Source organism: Puia sp., from assembly GCF_036500295.1.
GTDB lineage: Bacteria > Bacteroidota > Bacteroidia > Chitinophagales > Chitinophagaceae > Puia.
The window spans coordinates 36,273-56,396 of record NZ_DASYCH010000042.1 but is presented as its reverse complement, the minus strand read 5'-3'; the positions used below and the strand labels follow the sequence as shown (position 1 = coordinate 56,396).

The 20,124-nt window shown below is 55.4% G+C and carries 18 protein-coding genes; 11 read left to right on the top strand and 7 right to left on the bottom strand.

From position 1 onward, the window contains the following. Positions 1–84 precede the first annotated feature (84 nt). The 4 genes from VGM48_RS07940 to VGM48_RS07925 all read left to right on the top strand — a co-directional run bounded on the left by VGM48_RS07940 (position 85) and on the right by VGM48_RS07925 (position 6,235). On the top strand, positions 85–2,043 hold the full coding sequence (locus tag VGM48_RS07940) for an LTA synthase family protein (RefSeq protein WP_331577800.1): 1,959 nt from the start codon (positions 85–87) through the stop codon (positions 2,041–2,043). A gap of 82 nt (positions 2,044–2,125) precedes the next feature. Further along, a complete protein-coding gene (glmM, locus tag VGM48_RS07935; protein ID WP_331577799.1) occupies positions 2,126–3,511 on the top strand; it encodes a phosphoglucosamine mutase in 1,386 nt (461 codons plus the stop codon). Positions 3,512–3,591: 80 nt separating this feature from the next. After that, positions 3,592–4,719 carry a cysteine desulfurase family protein gene (locus VGM48_RS07930; RefSeq protein ID WP_331577797.1) on the top strand — a complete coding sequence of 376 codons (1,128 nt, stop codon included), beginning with the start codon at positions 3,592–3,594 and terminating at the stop codon, positions 4,717–4,719. A 10-nt stretch (positions 4,720–4,729) separates the two neighbouring features. Then, a complete protein-coding gene (locus tag VGM48_RS07925; RefSeq protein ID WP_331577795.1) occupies positions 4,730–6,235 on the top strand; it encodes a gluconokinase in 1,506 nt (501 codons plus the stop codon). Between the two features lie 200 nt (positions 6,236–6,435). Here the strand turns inward: VGM48_RS07925 and VGM48_RS07920 are convergent, their stop codons facing one another. From VGM48_RS07920 to VGM48_RS07905, 4 genes are all read right to left on the bottom strand, one after another. After that, entirely contained in the window at positions 6,436–7,416 is a 981-nt protein-coding gene (locus VGM48_RS07920) for a helix-turn-helix transcriptional regulator (RefSeq protein WP_331577793.1), read from the bottom strand. A 236-nt stretch (positions 7,417–7,652) separates the two neighbouring features. Then, positions 7,653–8,582 carry a helix-turn-helix transcriptional regulator gene (locus tag VGM48_RS07915; RefSeq protein WP_331577791.1) on the bottom strand — a complete coding sequence of 310 codons (930 nt, stop codon included), beginning with the start codon at positions 8,580–8,582 and terminating at the stop codon, positions 7,653–7,655. 193 nt (positions 8,583–8,775) lie between these two features. Continuing rightward, positions 8,776–11,394 carry a DNA mismatch repair protein MutS gene (mutS, locus tag VGM48_RS07910; protein ID WP_331577789.1) on the bottom strand — a complete coding sequence of 873 codons (2,619 nt, stop codon included), beginning with the start codon at positions 11,392–11,394 and terminating at the stop codon, positions 8,776–8,778. A gap of 85 nt (positions 11,395–11,479) precedes the next feature. Continuing rightward, complete coding sequence (locus tag VGM48_RS07905) at positions 11,480–13,051, bottom strand: M28 family metallopeptidase (protein ID WP_331577787.1); 1,572 nt, start codon at positions 13,049–13,051, stop codon at positions 11,480–11,482. Between the two features lie 35 nt (positions 13,052–13,086). On the opposite strand from VGM48_RS07905, the gene VGM48_RS07900 reads away from it, so the two are divergent. From VGM48_RS07900 to def, 6 genes are all read left to right on the top strand, one after another. Beyond that, a complete protein-coding gene (locus tag VGM48_RS07900; protein ID WP_331577785.1) occupies positions 13,087–13,638 on the top strand; it encodes an RNA methyltransferase in 552 nt (183 codons plus the stop codon). A 9-nt stretch (positions 13,639–13,647) separates the two neighbouring features. After that, positions 13,648–14,637 (top strand): UbiA-like polyprenyltransferase, encoded by a 990-nt coding sequence (locus VGM48_RS07895; RefSeq protein ID WP_331577783.1) that lies wholly within the window; start codon positions 13,648–13,650, stop codon positions 14,635–14,637. Between the two features lie 35 nt (positions 14,638–14,672). Continuing rightward, the gene (locus VGM48_RS07890) at positions 14,673–14,867 is read left to right on the top strand and encodes a DUF6364 family protein (RefSeq protein ID WP_331577781.1); all 195 of its coding nucleotides are present in this window, start codon (positions 14,673–14,675) and stop codon (positions 14,865–14,867) included. Further along, complete coding sequence (locus VGM48_RS07885) at positions 14,857–15,306, top strand: PIN domain-containing protein (protein ID WP_331577779.1); 450 nt, start codon at positions 14,857–14,859, stop codon at positions 15,304–15,306. Before VGM48_RS07890 ends, VGM48_RS07885 begins: the two co-directional genes overlap by 11 nt. Positions 15,307–15,371: 65 nt before the next feature. Next, a complete protein-coding gene (gene ruvX, locus VGM48_RS07880) occupies positions 15,372–15,788 on the top strand; it encodes a Holliday junction resolvase RuvX (RefSeq protein WP_331577777.1) in 417 nt (138 codons plus the stop codon). Positions 15,789–15,807: 19 nt separating this feature from the next. Then, the gene (gene def, locus VGM48_RS07875) at positions 15,808–16,386 is read left to right on the top strand and encodes a peptide deformylase (protein WP_331577775.1); all 579 of its coding nucleotides are present in this window, start codon (positions 15,808–15,810) and stop codon (positions 16,384–16,386) included. Positions 16,387–16,405: 19 nt separating this feature from the next. Here def and VGM48_RS07870 read toward each other — a convergent pair whose 3' ends face one another. Then, positions 16,406–17,479, bottom strand: coding sequence for an RluA family pseudouridine synthase (locus VGM48_RS07870; RefSeq protein ID WP_331577773.1), 1,074 nt, complete (start codon positions 17,477–17,479; stop codon positions 16,406–16,408). 59 nt (positions 17,480–17,538) lie between these two features. On the opposite strand from VGM48_RS07870, the gene lipB reads away from it, so the two are divergent. Continuing rightward, positions 17,539–18,237: a lipoyl(octanoyl) transferase LipB gene (gene lipB / locus VGM48_RS07865; protein WP_331577771.1), complete on the top strand. Its 699-nt coding sequence runs from the start codon at positions 17,539–17,541 to the stop codon at positions 18,235–18,237. A 24-nt stretch (positions 18,238–18,261) separates the two neighbouring features. Here the strand turns inward: lipB and VGM48_RS07860 are convergent, their stop codons facing one another. Continuing rightward, positions 18,262–19,179: a hypothetical protein gene (locus VGM48_RS07860; RefSeq protein WP_331577769.1), complete on the bottom strand. Its 918-nt coding sequence runs from the start codon at positions 19,177–19,179 to the stop codon at positions 18,262–18,264. Positions 19,180–19,235: 56 nt separating this feature from the next. Beyond that, positions 19,236–20,108: a 1-aminocyclopropane-1-carboxylate deaminase gene (locus tag VGM48_RS07855; protein WP_331577767.1), complete on the bottom strand. Its 873-nt coding sequence runs from the start codon at positions 20,106–20,108 to the stop codon at positions 19,236–19,238. Positions 20,109–20,124 lie beyond the last annotated feature (16 nt).

Here is a 20,124-nt window from a genome sequence, read left to right as displayed (position 1 = left end):
ATAAACAGATCGGCGACAAATTTACCAAATATTCCAAAAACGGTGCGTTTGGTTTTTTCAACGGGTATTATTTTTTTATTGATCATGAGCTTGTTACGACTGGGCTTATTTCTTGCTTTTAGCAGGCAGGGCCATTCGTTTGGGGCTGTGGTTTCTTCTTTTCTTCTTGGGGTACGTTTCGACCTCCGGTATGTGGGCATCCTGGAGCTGATCCTTTTGCTGTCGGGGTGTGTGGCGGGGCCGCGGCTTTTTGAGAGCAGGGCGGGCCGCCGGTGGGTGTTGGGGTTGATGGGGTTAGCGGCATTTCTGCTTGTCTTTTTCTATTCGGTGGACTTTGCACATTACAGCTATCTCTCGCAGCGGCTTAATGCCAGTGTTCTCAATTATCTGGCGGATGCCGGTATTTCCACGACGATGGTTTGGGAGACTTACCCCGTCTTTCGCATCCTGCTGCTGCTGGTGGCGGGCACCTGGGCGATCCGGCGGATCGTGCGGCTGCTATATGAGCGAACGGGCCGGCGGGAGGAATACCCGGTGAAGAACCGGCGGGAGAAGAGAGTTCGTATCGGCATCTATGTTGTGTCCTTTCTGCTGCTTGGGCTGGCGGTCTTTGGCCGCATCGGGCAGTATCCGCTTCGATGGAGTGACGCCTTTGGGCTTGGGAGCGACTATCAGGCCAATCTTTCGCTTAATCCCTTCCAGTCTTTTTTCAGCAGTCTCAGATACCGGCATAGCGCTTATGACTCCGCGAAGGTGAGAGCGGCGGTGCCGGCGCTTGCGTCCTATTATGGTTGGGACAGCGTGGCGCCCGCGGCGGTAAAGGGGGAACTGCCGGGCGGCCTGTTCGACCGGAAAGTGGACCCACGTGCGGGAGCCCTACACTCGAAGCCCAATGTGGTCCTGGTGATCTGCGAGTCTTTTAGCGCTTATAAAAGCTCGATGTGGGGAAATCCGTTGAACACGACGCCTTTTTTTAACGAGATGTGTCAAAAGGGAGTGTTCTTCGATCATTGTTTTACCCCCAGCTATGGGACGGCCAGGGGGATATGGGCCGTTATTACGGGTATCCCGGATGTGGCCGCGGCGACGACGACTTCCAGCAGGAACCCGTCAGCCGTCGATCAGCACAGCATCATCAACGATTTTGCAGGCTATGATAAATTTTATTTTTTGGGCGGCAGCACCAGCTGGGCGAATATTCGTGGATTGCTGACCGATAATATCGGCGGCCTTCATTTGTATGAGCAGCAGGATTACAGTGCGCCGAAAGTGGATGTCTGGGGGATCAGCGACAAGAATCTCTTTCTCGAAGCCAACAAGGTGTTACGGAAGGAGCGGGAGCCTTTTTTTGCGGTGATCCAGACGTCGGATAATCACCGGCCGTATACGATCCCGGCCGAGGACCGGCAAACCTTTCGGCCGGTGACGGTTACACCCGAGGAACTCCACCGCAACGGTTTTGAGAGCAACGAAGAAATGAATGCCTTCCGGTACACCGATTTTGGTTACCGCAGTTTTATCGAAGCGGCATCGAAGGAAGGCTATTTTGACAATACGATATTTCTTTTTGTCGGGGATCATGGGATCCCCGGGGATGCCAGTGCGCTGTTGCCCCGGGCGTGGACCGATCAGCGGCTGACGGCCGAGCATGTACCCTTGCTGATCTATGCACCAAAGCTCCTGGCGCCGCGCCGGATCGGCGGGGAGTGTTCGCAGGTGGATGTGTTGCCGACGCTGGCTGGGCTTTGCGGATTGGGATATCGCAATACTACGCTGGGAAGGGATATCCTCGATTCGGCGCGTTATCGCGGGAAGGAGCTGGCCTTTATCTACGATCCCGATCAATTTTATATCGGGGTGGTCCGTGGGGATTATTTTTATCGCCGTCAACTGAAAACGGGTAAGGAAGAGATGGTTTCCGTCGTGAATAATGATCCGCCGCCCGCAGCCGTGATCCAGGGGCCGGTGAAGCAGGAGATGGCGCGTTTGTCGGACGCGATGTACGAGGCGGCGAGGTATATGTTGCTTAAGAATAAGAAATGACGAAAAAAATTGGCGGAAACCTTATTTTTGCAGACCGGTCAGCCGGGTATTTTTTTGGGCAAACCTGTAAAACAAAGTTTCTGTGGCATTGATCAAAAGTATCTCCGGAATCAGGGGAACGATCGGGGGAAAGCCGGGCGAGAATCTCTCTCCGTTGGATATTGTTAAGTTTACTGCTGCTTACGGCAGTATCATCCTGCGAGTCAATAAGGGTAAGAAGATCGTGATCGGCCGGGACGGCCGGGTCAGTGGGGAGATGGTCAGCGCGCTCGTGGTTAATACGTTGTTGGGATTAGGGTTGGATGTTTTGGATCTTGGGTTGTCCACGACGCCTACCGTGGAGCTGGCCGTGCCGGGGGAGAAGGCCGCGGGGGGGATCATCCTGACCGCCAGTCACAACCCCCAGGAATGGAATGCCCTTAAGCTGCTGAACAGCAGCGGGGAATTCATCAGTGCAGAGGAAGGGAAGGCCGTGCTGGAGAAGGCGCAGAAGGAAGATTTTGTTTTTGCTTCCGTCGATAAACTGGGAACGTATCTGCAGTCGGACAGCTGGCTGCAAAAGCATATCGATGCCGTCGTCAATTATCCGCTGGTGGATGTTGCGGCGATCCGGCAGAAGAAGTTCAGGGTCGTGGTCGACACGATCAATTCCACCGGCGCCCTGTTCATTCCGCCGCTGTTAAAGGCGCTTGGGGTAGTTGAGGTGATCCTGATCAATGAAGAGATCAATGGAAGGTTCGCGCATAACCCGGAACCGCTGCCGGAGAATCTTGCCGGGCTCAGCGCCAAGGTTCAGAAATCAAAGGCCGATCTGGGCATTGCCACGGACCCGGATGTCGACCGGCTTTGTTTTGTCAACGAGGACGGGAGCATGTTTGGTGAGGAATATACCCTTGTGGCGGTGGCCGATTATGTGTTGAGCCAGCGACCGGGGAATACCGTCAGCAATATGAGCAGTACGAAGGCGCTGAAGGAGGTTACGATCAGCCGTGGCGGGGAGTATTTTCCCTCGGCGGTGGGCGAGGTCAATGTGGTCAATACGATGAAGGCCGTCAACGCGGTGATTGGTGGAGAGGGGAATGGTGGGATCATCGTCCCCGACCTGCATTATGGCCGGGATGCGCTGATCGGCATCGGGCTTTTCCTGAGTGCGCTGGCACATTCGAAGGGCGGTGTGAAGTCCTTCCGGTCCAGGTATCCCGACTATTTCATCTCCAAGAATAAGATCGAGCTTCGGACGGGTATCGATGTGCCGGCGGTGCTGGAGAAGATCAAAACGAAGTACAAGAATCACCCTGTCAATACCGAGGATGGGCTGAAGATCGAGTTCGACAGCGACTGGGTTCATCTCCGCAGTTCGAATACGGAACCGATCATCCGCATTTATGCGGAAAGCAGCTTTGAGACGACGGCGAATAATATCGCGCTCCGGCTTATGCAGGATATCAAGGAGTTCAGCGCCCCATAGGGGGCCTTCGTCCGGGACCTGCGGGGGAGCCGCCCGCCGGGGCTGCTGTGAATTCGAAAATGGCGTACCTTGCACCCGCTATGGACAGAATCTACTTTGACAATGCCGCCACCACTTCCCTCGACCCGCAGGTGCTGGAGGCCATGATGCCCTATCTCACCGAAAAATACGGTAATCCTTCTTCCATTTATTCATATGGCAGGGAATCGAGGCTGGCGATCGAGAACGGCCGGAAGTCCGTGGCGAAGATCCTGAATGCGCATCCGGCGGAGATCTTCTTCACGTCGGGTGGGACAGAGAGTTCGAATACGGCTATTACGGCTGCCGTCCGGGACCTTGGGTGCGAGCATATCATCAGTTCGCCCCTGGAGCATCATGCGACGCTGCACACGGTGGAGCATCTGCACAAGCGTGGGGAAGCCTCGCTGGACTATGTCAGCATATTGCCTAACGGGCATATCGACCTGGAGGACCTGGAGCAGAAGCTGGCGGGGAGCACCGGGAAGACGCTGGTCACGCTGATGCATGCCAATAATGAGATCGGTAATATCCTCGACATCCAGTCGGTTGGCGAGTTGTGTAAATTATACGGCGCCATTTTCCATTCCGATACGGTTCAGACGGTGGGGCATTTCCCTTTTGACCTGCGGAACACGCCGGTGCATTTTATCACCGGGGCGGGGCATAAATTCCATGGGCCAAAAGGGATCGGGCTTTTGTATATCAATGAGAATGTGCGGATCAACCCCTATATCCACGGCGGCTCGCAGGAGCGGAATATGCGGGCGGGGACGGAGAATGTCTATGGGGTGGTTGGGTTTGCCAGGGCCCTGGAGCTCGCGACGGCCGGCTATGATGCCGACAGCTCGTATATCAAGGGGTTGAAGCTGTACATGATGGAGCAGCTGAAGAAACAGCTAAAGGGGATTGCTTTTAACGGCGATCCGGTGGGGCGGAGCCTGTATACCGTGCTTAGCGTTTCTTTTCCCAAGACCGAAAAGTCGGAGATGTTGCTTTTCAACCTCGATATTCATCATATCTGCGCTTCGGGTGGAAGCGCCTGCACCAGCGGGGCCGAGCAGGGGTCGCATGTTATCCGCGTGATCAATCATAACCCCAACCAGGTCACGGTCCGATTCTCGTTCTGCAAGCATAATACGAAAGAAGAAGTTGACGCCGTAGTCCGGCAGCTAAAGGATCTCATATAATATTTTCCTGATGAGGGTTGTTATCGGCATTGATATCGGCACCACGAACACCAAGGCGGTGTGCTTTTCGGAAAACGGGGCGGTGCTGGCCAGTGCCGGTGCGTCCTATCCTGTATATACAGATGCCGACGGGCGGCATGAGCTGGACCCTGATCACCTGTTGGAGGCGGTGGTGGCGACCTTGAAAGAGGTGGTCGCGAAAATGGTGGCTGCGGGGCTGGCCGGCCGTGGGGTGAAAGGACAGGGGCTGGCGGGGATCGGCTTTAGCTGTGCCATGCACAGCCTGATCGCCGTGGATGACGACGGGCATCCGCTGACCAGGGCTATGACCTGGGCCGATCTGCGGAGCGAATCTTATGCCCGTGCCCTGAAGGGCAGTGAGACCGGCAGCCGGATCTATGCCGTGACCGGTACGCCTATCCATGCCATGTCTCCCTTGTGTAAATTACTTTGGATGCGTGAGGAGCAGCCGGCGCTATTCAAGCGGGCGGCGCGATTTATTTCCATCAAGGAATATATCTGGCGGCGGCTTTTCGGCAAATACCGGGTGGATCATTCCCTTGCTTCGGCGACGGGGTTATTCGATATCCGGCGGAAGATATGGAATCCCGAGTCGCTTGAGTTGGTGGGCATCGATGCCGGAAGATTGTCCGAGCCGGTGCCCTGTACGTATTGGGAAGCGGGTCTGTTGCCCGGGTGGGCATCGCTTGGGTTACCGGTGGACCTTCCTTTTGTCATCGGCAGCAGCGATGGATGTCTGGCGAATCTGGGGACCGGGGCGATCGGCCGGGGGGATACGGCGCTGACGATCGGTACGAGCGGCGCCATCCGGATGACGACAACGGCTCCGGAAACGGACGCGAAAGAACGCATCTTCAGTTATGTCCTTGCGGATGGATACTATGTCTGCGGCGGCGCCACCAATAACGGGGGCAATGTCCTCCAGTGGTATGCGAACCAGGTGCTGGGGCGGAAGGGCGCCGATGCCGATGAACTGGAGCGGCTGGTTGCCGAAGCGGATCAGGTTGCCCCGGGCAGCGAGGGGCTTGTCTTTCTGCCCTACCTGCTTGGTGAACGGGCGCCGGTCTGGGATGCCCGTGCCAAGGGTGTATTCTTTGGGGTCCGATCGATCCATGAGCAGCGGCATTTTCTGCGGGCCGTGTTGGAGGGCGTCAGTCTTTCCCTCCGCCAGATCGGTGCATCGCTGGAGGAAACGATCGGGCCGATCGAACGTATCCATGCGAGCGGCGGGTTTATTCACAGTCCGGCGTGGCTGCAGCTGATTGCCGATATCTTCCAGAAAAAGGTATTGGTAACCGGTAGTGCGGATGCTTCGGCCATCGGGGCTGCACAGCTCGGGTTGTATGCGCTGGGGATCGTGCCGGCGCTCGATGTCGCCGCATCGCTGGTGAAGCCGGAGGCTGTGTATGAGCCTGATGCGGCCAGAGCGGCTGTTTACCAAAAAAATTTCAAGATTTTTACGGAACTGTATCAAAGGTTACGCGATCTGATGTAAGTGCGAAAGGCACGCGATCCGATGCCCGCGCAAGCGGAACAAAAAGGCGACCCCCCGAGATGGCGGATCGCCGTTTGCTACCCCTTGTCCTGAATGAGGAATGATTGGCTAGGATGATTGGACCAAAAACGGGCTTGTTTCGCTTCCAGGGTGATGGATCGCGGTGACGGATCACGGTAACGGATCGGTTGATGGGTTGATCAGCGACCTTTTACGAGGTCTCTGGGCAGGATCCCAAACTCTTTACGGAATGCTTTGGCGAAGTGGCTCAGATTGCTGAAGCCTATTTCGCTTCCGGCCTGTTTGATACTGCACTGGCCGGTGAGAAGGAGGTCTTTGGCCCTTTGCAGGCGGCTCTTATTATAATAATCATAAAGGGTGTGGCCGTACACCTGTTTGAAGAGATTCTTCAGTTTGCTGGTGCTCATAAATACCTCCTGCGCGAGCGACTCCAGTGAAGGGAAGCCTTCGAGTCTGCTGCTGAGGATCTGCTCCACATGTTGCATGCTTTCCAGATCGTTCTTTTTCACCGTTCGCGGCAATGCTGCCTGTTCCTGGCGAAGGAAGGAGTGGAGGAATTTTTCTATGAGGTGGATGGTCCCCGAGAGTCGGCGGATCGGCATCAGGACATCGTTCTCCTTGAGTTCGAACAGTTCTTTGAGCATTGTCCGATGGGACAGATTGATAAAAAGAGGATGGTCGTTGATGCTGTTCTCGCGGGCCTGTACCGCCAGTTTGGCGAAGATATCCTGCGGCAGGTATTGCATCGCCAGTTCATGGGAACAGAAGATGAGCAGTCTTCGTACGGTGGAGCCGGCGGCTATCCGGATGAAGGTGCTGTCGCGGGCATCGGTAAGGAAGATGTCATTGCGGAACGGACGTTTGTCGCTGACGATCTGCTGACGATGACCGACGAGGAGTTCTTTTTGCACTTCCACGAGATTGAACGAGATCACAAAGCCGGGTGCTCCGGTTTCGCGATGAAGTTCCAGATCGCTATCGAGTTTGAAGTTCATGACAGCGTAGGAGAGGTGCGAATTGATGTTGTGGGCTTGAATGGTTCCAGAGCCAAGCTGAGCGGGAATGATGAGTATCCGGTTGCTGACCGTGGTGTTAAGACGGGCGGCAAGACCGGCAAGCCAATTCTCAAAATTCTCTAGCTGAAAAGAGTACATTACCATATTCACCTGTTTTTGACACGTTTACACTTTTGGACAGCGGTCCAATATTTTTCTCTTAATGGCAATAGTCGCGGGGATAGGGGGATGGGAAAGACCAAATAGCTGCGCAAAGCCGCAAAATTACGATATAATTGGCACCGGAGCAGGCTACAAACCTCCTTTTAATAGCTGTAAAGGCTATTTAACAAAACTTTCAAGAGTCAATAAAGGTGTTATTTATTGATCCTTAAGGTTTGCTATTTATTCTTAAGAACTTCTTTGGGGAGGACGCCAAATTCTTTTTTGAAAGCTTTTGCAAAATTGCTGAGGTTGGAGAATCCGATGTTGATGCCCACCTGTTTTACGGAGAAGTCACCGGTCTTCAGCATTTCCCTGGCTTGCTCCAGGCGGCTGCGGTTGTAGAACTCGTAGAGCTTCATCCCATAGATCTGTTTGAAGCGGGTTTTGAGTTTGGTGGAACTCATCATCGCTGTTTTGGAGAGGGTTTCGATAGAGGGGAATTTATTGAGCTGGGTGTCGCTGAGTATCTGGACGATACCTTTCAGTGCGTCGAGGTCTTTTTCCTTGCCTTTTATCCAGGCTTTCCCGTCGGGCAGGGAGAAGCTTGCCTTTGTCAGAAAGGAGTTGAGGAATTTCTCGGCCAGCAGCAGGATCCTGTTGTGGAGGACGAGGCGGGTGAGCAGGGATCTGTTATCGATGGAGTAAATGTCTTCGATGATCGAGCGGTATTCGAAGGGTGTTGGCTCTTTGGCGGATGGGTTGGGGTGGGTATCGGTATAGCGGAAGAGATCGTCGAGGATGTCCTTACGAAGATGCCGGTGGAGGAATTCGGCGGGGAAGAAAAGGCCGATTCGTTTTACGGGGGTGTTCTTCGGGAACGCTGTTTCCAGTGTCCCCGAGGTGGAGCCGAGGAATGGGGCGGGGCTGAAGAGGAGACAGAGGCTCTGGGGGGTGGATTCCCGGCGGAAGAGAACGAGATCGTCCTTCAGGGTAAAGTTCATGATGACGTAGGAGAAGCCCATGGGCAGTTGGGCTGCGTGGATGGCGCCTTCACCCAGATGTGGAGGGAATTCCAAAAGGCCGCCCTTTACGGGTATATTGAGGAGATTGCTGAAATCGGAAAGCCAATGACGAAAGTCATGCAGTTGATACGAAAATCTGATCATACGAGGATCGTGAGGATTGAAAATAGCGAACGAAAAGACTCGGGCGATTTTCAGGGATGTATAACAATGAGGAGGGGATAAAGCCAAATTTATTGTGGACGGAAAGGATCGCGGCCGGTGAAGGGGTCGGACCCCGGTGGGCCGATGCGAGCCGATGCGGGCTGATGAGATGCGGGCCGATGCGGGCTGCTGCTTAGTGGAGCGTGCTTTTTATTTCCTGGAGTTTGAGGAGGGCTTCAACGGGAGTCAGCCGGTTGATATCGGTGTCTTCCAGGAGTTTGCGGATGCGGTGAAAGGTCTCGGTATGGGTGTCGAAGATCGAGAGCTGCAGCTTTGGCATGCTGACTTTTTTCAAGGATTCTTCGATCGGTGCGCCGACGGGTTTGTCTTCCAGCTGGCGGAGGACCTCTTCGGCGCGTTGCAGGAGGGACTGAGGCATGCCGGCCATCCTTGCTACGTGGATACCGAAGCTGTGTGTGCTGCCGCCCGGGGCAAGTTTCCGGAGGAAGACGACCTTGTTGCCTACTTCCTTGTTTGTAATATGGTAGTTCCGGATGCGGGGCATTTTGAGTTCCAATTCGTTAAGCTCATGGTAATGCGTGGCGAAAAGTGTTTTTGGGGTTTCTTCGGTATTGTGGAGGTATTCGGCGATACTCCAGGCGATGGAGATGCCGTCGTATGTGCTCGTACCTCGGCCGATCTCATCGAGGATGATCAGGCTTTTTGGGGAGATATTGTTGATGATGCTTGCCGTTTCGTTCATTTCCACCATAAAGGTCGATTCTCCGCCGCTAAGATTATCGGAAGCGCCGACGCGGGTAAAGATCTTATCGGTGAGTGGGATATGGGCGGCGTCACAGGGTACGAAGCTGCCCATATGGGCCATCAGGGTGATGAGTGCGGTTTGGCGGAGCAGGGCACTCTTACCGCTCATATTGGGGCCGGTGAGGATGATGATCTGTTGTGTGGCCGGGTCAAGGAGTACATCGTTGGCGATATAGGCTTCGCCGGCGGGGAGTCTTCTTTCGATGACGGGATGGCGGCTGGCCTTTAAGTCCATCTCGCGGCCTTCGTGGAGGACAGGCTTTTTATAGTTGTATTGCAGTGCGTTGGCTGCAAAGCAAAGCAGGCAATCAAATTCCGCCAGGCGTTGGCCGTTGGCCTGCATCGGGGCGATAGATGTCTGCAGGAAGGTGAGCAGCTGTTCGTAGAGGTCGCTTTCGATCGTCAGGATCTTTTCTTCGGCGCCGGTGATCGTCTCTTCGTATTCTTTTAGTTCGGGGGTGATATACCGCTCTGCGTTAGCGAGGGTTTGTTTGCGCATCCACTCGGGGGGGACGCGGTCCTTGTGGGTATTGGTGACCTCGAGGTAATAGCCGAAGACGTTGTTGAAACCGATTTTCAGGGAGGTGATACCTGAGCGTTCGGCTTCTTTTTGCTGAAGCTTGATAAGGTATTCTTTACCGTTGGTGGCGATGTCGCGGAGGCGGTCGAGTTCTTCGTTGACGCCGGCGCGGATGGTGTCGCCCTTTGTCGCTACGGCGGGGGGATTATCGGCAATGGTAGCCAGGATGCGCCGGCTTACTTCGGGGCGGGGATCGAGTTGCCGGGCGGAGTTGGGGAACCAGCCTTCGGGGAGGCCTTCTGCCAGGTCTTTTATTTGGGTAATATGATCCAGGCCGCGGGCCAGCTGGAGGACCTCGCGGGGGCCGATCCTGCGAATGGGGATCTTGCCGACGAGTCTTTCGATATCCCCGCATTGATGGATATGCTGGGTGAGGGCACTGCGCAGATCGGGGTTCTTTATGAAGAACTCCACCGTATCGAGGCGTTCGTGGATGCGGGGGGCATCTTTCAGCGGCATCTGGAGCCAGCGTTTGAGCAGGCGTGCGCCCATGGGGGAGACGGTGTTGTCGAGGACTTTGAGAAGGCTTTGGCCCTGTTCGCCGCCTGCGGGGCCGAGCAGTTCGAGATTGCGGATGGTGAACTTATCCATCCAGAGAAAGTCATCGCGGTCCAGGTGCCGGATGGTGGAAAGGTGCTGGAGATTCGGGTGTTCGGTCTCCTTGAGGTAGTGGATAAGGGCGCCGGCGGCGATGATCCCGGCGTTCATTTCCTCCACTCCATATCCTTTCAGTGAATGGGTTTGGAAATGTTTGAGCAGGATCCCGGTGGCGAAGGACGTATCGAAGAGCCAGCTTTCCATCGTATAGGTGAAGAACCTGCTGCCGAAGACCTCCTTGAAATGTTTCTGGAAGCTTCGCGGGAAGATGACTTCCGAGGGGTGGAAGGTCTGGAGCAGTTTATCGGCGTATTCTGTGTTGCCTTCGGCGAGGACGAACTCGCCTGTGGAGATATCCAGGAAGGAGAGGCCGATGGGGGCATCGGACGAGGGCCAGTTCTCGGGGAAGCTGATACCTGCGAGATAATTGTTGGTGTTGCTTTCGAGCAGTTTGTCATGGGTGGCGATGCCGGGGGTGACCAATTCGGTGACTCCTCTTTTCACGATTCCCTTTACGGATTTGGGGTCTTCCAGCTGATCGCAGACGGCGACGCGATGGCCGGCTTTTACCAGCTTGTGCAGGTAGGTGTCGAGCGAATGATGCGGGAAGCCTGCCAGCTCCGAGGAGGAGGCGGCGCCGTTGTTGCGTTTGGTGAGGGTGATGCCGAGTACTTTGGAGGCGACGATCGCGTCTTCGCCAAAGGTCTCGTAGAAGTCGCCGACGCGAAACAGCAGAATGGCATCGGGGTATCGTTGTTTGATAGCCCGGTGTTGTTGCATTAGCGGGGTGTCGGCGCTGTTTTTTGCCATGGGGGACAAATGTAAGAAAGCCCCGACAATTGGATTGCCGGGGCTTTTGTATGGGGATAAGTTGTTGATTGAGATCTTGCGTGGATCAGAATCCGCCGCGGCCGGCAGGACGCGGCTTTGGCAGTTGTTTCCTTGGCAGTTTCTCATCGCGTTGGGCCGTGTTGTAGACAAAGGCGGCGACGATGGTGGCTATCTGTTTGAGATCGTCTTCGCGCAGGTGTGCGTAGGAGTCCATATTGGTGTGGTGGGTACGCGTGCTGTATTCGATCTCGTCCTGGATGAACTGGAAGCCGGGGAGGCCAACGGCGTCGAAGGACTGGTGATCGGTGCCGCCTGTATTGCTGATGGTGACGGTGTTGGCGTCGAGATCATGGAAGGGCTGGAGCCATTGGGTGAAGATGGGGCGGCAGGCTTCGTTGCCTTGGAGGTAGATGCCGCGAACCTTGCCTGTGCCGTTGTCGATGTTGAAGTAGCCGGCGAATTTCTCATGTGCGGGTTGCAACACCATGGTGGCTGGATCGGCGAAGGTTTTCTTCACATAGCCGCGGCTTCCGAGGAGGCCTTCTTCTTCGCCGCTCCACAGGGCGATGCGGATGGTCCTGCGGGGTTGGATGCCGAGGGTTTTGAGGATACGGACCACTTCCATCATGACGGTGCAGCCGGCGGCGTTGTCGGTGGCGCCGGTGGCGCTGTGCCAGGAGTCGAGGTGGCCGCCGAGCATGACTACTTCGTCCTTGAGTTTTTTGTCGGTGCCTTTTATTTCGGCGATGACGTTGTAGCCTTTGGTGTCATCGGTCTGGAATTTTGTTTTTACGTCGGCGTCGAGGGTAACGGGCATGCCTGCCATCAGGAGGCGGACGATGGTGGTATAGTCTTCGAGGGTGATGACCATATCGAGGAAGTTGGCGGGCGCGGTAGGCTGGTAGGAGCCGCCGCCCTGTACGAAGAGGGTTCCGTCATGGCCGCGGTTGGACTGGCTGAGGATCGCTACTGCGCCTTCTTCTATCGCTTCGTTGCGAAGGGTGTTAAGAAAGGCGAGTGCGCCCCGGTTGAAGCCGGCGCGGCGGCGGCGCAGTTCTGCGGTGTCGACGGGACGCATGACCACTTTCGACATGGAATCCAGTTGGGCATCGGTGTGGCGGGTGGCGTCGGGTTTAAAGCTTTGCTGGTAGACCTCGTTGATCTCGGGGATGAGGATCTTGCCGGCCATCTGGCCTTTGTATTTTTCCAGGCCTGCGGAGTCGGTTGCGCTGATGAGGAGGACGGAGGCGGTTTTTGGTCCTTCGGTACCGCCGCACCAGGCTTTTGGATAGGCGATAAGGGGTTTGTAGTAGGGTGCGGTCATGGCGAGATAGGACTTTTGCAGTTCCCAGCCCTTGCCGAATTCGCCCCAGGGGTCGAGGGTGGCGCCGACTAGGCCCCAGGCGGTGAGCTGTTGTTTAGCCCAGTTGGCGGCTCTCATGAAGCCGGGGGAGGCTGTGAGGCGGTTGCCGCTGGCGTCGGTGAGGTGGAAGGCGATGTCCATGACGTGGGAGTGGTTCAATCCTTCTTCGCGGATCTTCTGAATGGTGGCCATGTCTACTTTCTCTTCCTGGGCCGTGGCGCCGGCTGACAGGAATAGCAGTCCTATGACCAGGAGGCGGGTTTGTTTTCTCATGAGCGATTTTTATTTAAAGGTAATTACCTTTGCGAATGCGCAAACTGGGGATGGATGAACTGAACCGGAAATCGGTGAATGCCTTCCGGGAATCGGAAAAGACGCCAATTGTGGTCGTCCTGGACAATATCCGTAGTATGCACAATGTCGGTAGTGTGTTCCGGACGGCTGATGCCTTTCTCATCCAGGCCATCTATCTTTGCGGGTATACCCCCCAGCCGCCCCACCGGGATATCCACAAGACCGCCCTGGGGGCCACGGAAACGGTGGAATGGGTCTATTTTGGTTCCGCGGCGGAGGCGGTTGGGGAGCTTAAGTCGCGGGGGTATGCGGTGTTTGCAGTGGAGCAGGCGGAGGGGAGTGTCTCTTTGCCGGAGTTTTCCGGGCGTTTTTCGGGGCCGCTTGCCGTGGTTTTTGGCAACGAGGTGAGTGGGGTGAGTGAGGAGGCGCTGGCGCTTTGCGATGGCGGGATCGAGATCCCGCAGTGGGGGATGAAGCATTCGTTGAATATATCTATCGCGGCGGGGATCGTGTTGTGGGAGCTGGTTCGGGTGCGGGCGGCGACGCCGGGCGGAGCCGACGAATAAAAAATAATTATGAGCAAGGTAAAGAGCTATTTGAGTTTGATCCGGTTTTCGCATACCATTTTTGCGATGCCGTTTGCGATGATCGGTTTTTTTCTGGGGGCTTTTCCCATTATCGTGCGGCAAAGGACCATTGCCGGCTTTCATACGCCTTCTTCCGTGCCGGGCTGGCACACGATCATCTATCCCTTTGCGTTTGCCCATGCCGAAGTGGATCTTTCGCAGGTTCCGGAGACCGGATGGCAGATCGTCTTCCGCCTGCTGCTGGTGGTATTGTGTATGATCTTTGCCCGGAGTGCGGCAATGGCCTTCAATCGCTGGCTGGACGTGGAGTTTGACGCGCGGAACCCGCGTACGGCTATCCGGGAGATACCGCGCGGGATCATCTCGAAGAGCAGTGCGCTGAGGTTCGTCATCTTCAATTGCCTTGCGTTTATCGTTTGTACCTGGTTTATTAACCTGCTTTGTTTTGCCCTGTCTTTCGTGGCGCTTGCGGTTGTGTTGGGATATAGCTATACGAAGCGTTTCACGCCGTTGTGTCATCTTATCCTGGGCCTGGGGCTTTCCCTGGCACCCATCGGCGCGTATCTGGCGCTAACGGGTCGTTTTGCCTTATTACCCGTTCTTTTTTCGTTTACCGTTATTTTCTGGGTGAGCGGATTCGATATCATTTATGCTTTGCAGGACGAGGAGTTTGATAAATCCCAGCAACTGTACTCGATGCCTTCCTGGCTGGGAAAGGCGAAGGCTCTCCGGGTGTCCGAATTCCTGCATTTCCTGAGTATGGTCTGCGTGGTATTTGCGGGCTACCATGGCCAGTTCAGCTGGCCCTATTGGGTTGGGGTGGCCATCTTTATCGGGATGCTGATCTATCAGCATGCGATCGTTCGTCCCCATGACCTCAGCCGGGTGAATCTCGCCTTTATGACTGCCAATGGCATTGCCAGCGTCGTTTTTGCGGTGTTTGTGATCGGGTCGATGTATGTATTTTTCCTCTATTGATGCGCATAATTCGATAAAGTGCGTATATTTGCGAAATGAAGGAGCGACTAAACCTAACTATTGATGGGGCGTTGCTGGATGCCATGAAGGCCTATGCCGCGAGCAAGCAAATGAGTGTTTCCGAGCTTGTGGAGAGCTATTTCCGCAGTGTGACCAAGCCGGTGCTGCGGAAGAATATTCTTGATCTGGTGGATGAGCTGGAAATTCCGGAGGTAAAGGATGGCTTTTAGGGTCTTTCTCGATGCGAGCGTCCTGCTGGACTTTACGCTTAAGCGGGAGGGCCGGGGAGCTGCCCGCCGTCTGATGGAATGGGCGGTGAACGGCCGGGTGCAGGCTTATGTGACGCCCGCGGTGATGCAGGAAACGGGCCGGAGATTGAAGGAGGTGTATGGAGCCGGGCGGGCGAAAGAACTGTTGCTGGCGATCCTGGCGGAAGTGCAGGTCATTGATACGGGGCATGCGATAGCGGTCAGCGCGCTGTTGTCGACGATGAGCGATGTTGATGATGCCCTTGCCTATTATACGGCATTACATCACAAACTGGATTATTTTATCACGCGAAATAATGAGCTTTCCTTAGCGGCTACGCCGGTGTTGCCGGTGTGTACGCCGGAGGCTTTTTTGGAGCATAATGGGCCGGAGGCCAATTGGCCGAAGGCCCGACATTAGACGGTTGGCGCCGGAGGCTATTTTATATAACAAGCCGAAAGGAGACAACATAACAATTAATGAGGATGGCGCGGATCATGGCGATAGATTATGGGCTGAAGCGAACGGGGATCGCGGTGACCGATCCTCTGCAGATCATCGCGACGGGATTGACGACCGTGGAGTCGCCTAAGCTGATCGCTTTTTTGAAGGAGTATTTCAAGACGGAGGCGGTGGAGCTGATTCTCATCGGTGAACCGAAGAACTGGGATGACAGCGATACGCATGGGACGCAGCCTGCGCGGGAGGCGATGGCGAAGTTGCGGAAGGAGTTCCCTTCGATCCCGGTAACGGCGGTGGATGAGCGGTTCACTTCGAAGCTGGCTTCGCGGGCCATGGTGGAGATGGGAATGAAGAAAAAACAACGGCAGAATAAGGCGCTGGTGGATGAGATCGCGGCCACGATCCTGTTGCAGGAGTGGTTGGGGCGCAGCGGCCAATGAAATATAAAATGTATATGATATGATTTTACCTATCGTGGCGTATGGAACGCCGATCCTGCGGGTGGTGAGCAAAGACATCACGCCTGAGTATCCCGAGTTGTCAAAACTTATCGAGGATATGTGGGAGACGATGTATTCGAGCAGTGGGGTGGGGTTGGCGGCGCCGCAGATCAACCGGGATATCCGGCTTTTTGTAGTGGATTCACAGCAGATATTCACCAACCTGGAAGAGGACGAGAAGGACAAGTATCCTGATGGTCCGGGGATCAAACAGGTTTTTATCAATGCGCATATCACCGGGTTGAATGGGGAGGAATGGGCTTATAACGAAGGGTGTTTGAGTATTCCCAAGATCAGGGAGGACATCTTTCGCAGCGAGGAGGTGACGATCGAATATGTGGACGAGAATTTCGAGTCGCATGTCTCGACTTACAATGGGATCTCGGCGCGGATCATCCTGCATGAGTACGATCATATCGAGGGGAAACTATTCATCGACTATCTCAAGCCGCTGAAGCGAAAGCTGCTAAAGGGCAAGCTTGATGACATCACCCGGGGGAAGATCAATGTCGACTATAAGATGAGCTTTCCGCGATAGCGGTGGCGTGTGGTGGCGGTCAGCGATGGAGTCCGGTGGTGGTGGTGTAGGCGCGCCATTTTCCGATCACATCCCGCATGTCGTCTGGCAGTTCGCTTTCGAAGAGCATGTCTTTGCCTGTCGCCGGATGGATGAATCCGATGGTCTTGGCGTGCAAGGCATGCCGGGGGCAGATGGCGAAGCAGTTGTCGACGAATTGGCGGTATTTGCTGAAGACGGTGCCTTTGACGATCTTATCGCCGCCATAGGTATCGTCGTTGAAGAGCGGGTGGCCGATGTGCTGCATGTGTACCCTGATCTGGTGGGTGCGGCCGGTTTCCAGAACGCATTGTACGAGGGTAACATACCCGAAACGTTCCAATACTTTATAGTGGGTGATGGCTTCTTTGCCGTGATCGCCATCCGGATAGGCGTCGAACAGCTTCCGAAAGCGAAGATGGCGGCCGACGTGTGCGACGATGGTGCCGCTTTCCTCTGCGAGATCGCCCCAGACCAGGGCCATATACTGGCGTTTGACGGTATGGTCGAAGAATTGTTTGGCGAGGCTGCGAACGGCTTTTTCGGTTTTTGCGAGCACCATCAGACCGCTGGTATTCTTGTCGATGCGGTGGACGAGGCCGAAGCGGGGCAGGTTCTGTTCGGTGAGGGTGCTGTTCTTTTGGAGGAGGTACCAGGCGACGCCGTTTATCAACGTTCCTGAATAGTTTCCGCTGGCCGGGTGGACGACGAGTCCGGGCCGTTTGTTGATGATCATCACTTCGTCATCCTCGTAGCGGATATTGAGCGGCATTTCTTCGGGGATGATCTCTTCTCCATGGGCTTCCTTATCCGAGTAGAGGACGATCTCGTCGAGGGGTTTGATCTTGTAGTTGGCGGCCACCTGTTTGTTGTTGACCAGGACCATCCCGGCTTCCAGGGCCTTCTGGACCTTGTTGCGGGTGGCGTTCTCGATCCGCCGGACGAGGAATTTGTCGATGCGTAGGGGCTCCTGTCCTTTATCGACCTTGAGATTCAGGCGTTCGTACAACTCTTCCCCCCCGTCGGCGGGTGGGCTTTCGTCGAGCTCTTTTTCTTCATCGGGACCGTGGTTCATGGAGGTGGCCATTTGCGCAAAGGTACAACCTTCGGGCCGTTTGCGTAACTTTGCACCGCATGGAAACAGTCATCTTCGAAGAGCTGGGCCGGATGGGCTATCAGGAGGCCTGGGATTACCAGGAGTCGTTACTAAAGGAGAATGTGCGTATCAAGGTGGAGGCGAGAGAACGGGGGGGTGGGATTGCGGGTACGGAACATCGCCTGTTATTCGTTGAGCATCCGCCTGTCTATACCCTTGGCAAGAGCGGGCATATCGAAAATGTTCTGCTGGACGATGCTGCGATGGAGGAAAAGGGGGCTGCTTTTTTCCGGACCAATCGTGGGGGGGATATCACTTTCCACGGGCCGGGGCAGCTGGTTGGTTATCCGATTCTCGACCTGGAGAAATTTCGTACCGATCTGGGCTGGTACCTGCGGAGTCTGGAGGAGGTGGGTATCCGTGTGCTGGCGGACTATGGTCTTGCCGGGGACCGGTCGGCGGGGGAAACGGGCATCTGGATCGAGCCGGGGATCAGGGGGCGGGAGAGAAAGATCTGCGCCATGGGGGTCCGGTGCAGCCGGTGGATCACGATGCATGGGTTTGCGCTGAATATCAACACGGATCTCTCGTGGTTTGGCAATATCGTTCCCTGCGGCATCGCGGATAAGCAGGTGACGTCGCTGGAGAAGGAACTTGGCCGGCGGGTGGATGTGGAGGAGGTGAAGGCCCGCTGGAAGAACCGGTTCGAGGAAGTGTTTGACGTGACTTTGGGTTAGCGACTGCGAAGTCGCGCGGGTTAGCTAGAATTCTTTTGGGATAAAGAATTTATTCTTCTCTTTCAGCTGATCTCCATCATACAATTCGAAGCGAAACCAGCCCGAGTGGCGGAAATTCGTTTTGTCGAGCGTGAGGCTGGGGTCTTTGATCTCGGATAGTTCGAAGAGCAGCTTGTCATTCTCATCGAAAAATTTTACGTTATAATGTCTTCTGGGTGCTTCGGGCAGACTGATATGGATGTTGCCGTATTTTCCCGTGTACACATTTTGTGAGACCCTGTATACTTCTTTGGCGACAAAGGGCTTTATGAGGAGGGTATCCCCGTCAATAAAGATGAGGGTGTCCTTTGTCTTTCGCAGCAGGGAATCGCGGAAGGATTGCACTTTTGATCCGCTCAGCTGGCCGATCAGACTGTCGCCTTTGCGGACAAATACCGTATTGGCGAGGGGCAGTTCGGGAAGGCCGTGGATCGCGGTGGGCGTTGGGATCTTTGTTTTTTCGGTTGCGGGCGAGATGACGAGTAGCCGGTTGCTCGCGGCACGGGCGACCGACTCATCGGTCTCCTCTTCTTCTTTTTGGGCTACCGGGGTGCTGCCTTCGGACTGGGAATGTGGGCGCAGCGAAGGAGTAAAAATATATTTGCCGTCGGCGAGGACGATGAACAGCCGGTAGTAGAAATTCGGATGGGGGGCGTTGTTGTCCATGGCGCCGTTTGCGGGGAGCCTGGGATCGGGAACGGTGACCAGGGTTGTAAAATTCCTAAGACTGTCGGTGGATCGTTGAATGCTGATCTGGGTGACTTCGGGGAGTTTGTTGTGCCAGCTGATGAGGATCTTGCCGGGACCCCGGGCTGTGGCCGAGAATCGGGGCAGCGTATCCTGGGCCCGGAGGAAGGTAGTCAGAAGAAGGCAGAGGAGGAACGAACCTGCGGTCTTATACATAGGTGGTATGAAATTACAAAATCCGGGCCTAAAATAGCAACCAAAAATTTCGGTCATCATTTGCCAAAGGTCAAAGCTCCGGGTGGGAGAGACCGGTTACCCTGCAGTCCTCCGCTGTGGATGATCAACAGCCGGGAATGAGTGGGAAAAAGCTCCTGGCGGATACTTTGGAGGATGGCAAAGAAGAGTTTACCGGTGTACACGATGTCCGTGGGAACGCCGGTATCGCGGTAGAATCCGTTCATGAAATCGAGGAGGGTTTGCGGGTGGCGGGCATAGCCGCCGAAATGATATTGCGGAAGGAACAGCGTGCGGGGATGAGAAAGCGGCGCGGCATCGAAGCCTTTCAGAACGGGTATCCCGACGATGGTTTGTTGCGGGGTGGAGGCTCGCCAAAGACCGAGGAAGGTGGTGCCGGTGCCGATGGCGCAGCCGATATGGGTATAGGCTGTGGTATTGGCGGTGCGGAGAATGGCTTCGCTGCCGGTGATGCCCGGGAGTCCGCCGCCGCCTTCCGGGATGATATATGCGCCGGGAAACCGGACCGACAATTCCTGTATGAATTCGGGATCCTCTTTTTGCCGGTATCGCTGCCGGGAGATGAATTCGAGCTGCATGCCGTAGCCGGCGGCCTCTTGCAGGGTGGCTGATGTGTGGGCAGGTTCTTCTCCCCGGATGAAGCCGATGGCGGTGAGCCCGTGTTGTTTTGCCGCATAGGCGGTGGCGACGAGATGATTGGACCAGGGACCGCCGAAGGTGATGATGGGTTTATTGGGGTTGGCGAGGGCGAGATGTTCTTTTAGTTTGAACCACTTGTTGCCGGAGACGATGGGGTGTAATTTGTCCAGGCGCATCACATCCACGGTCAGCTGTCGGGCGGCGGAATCCGGCCACTGCAAAGGTTCGATCGGGGATGATGGATGATTCACCGTAATGCTTTATTTT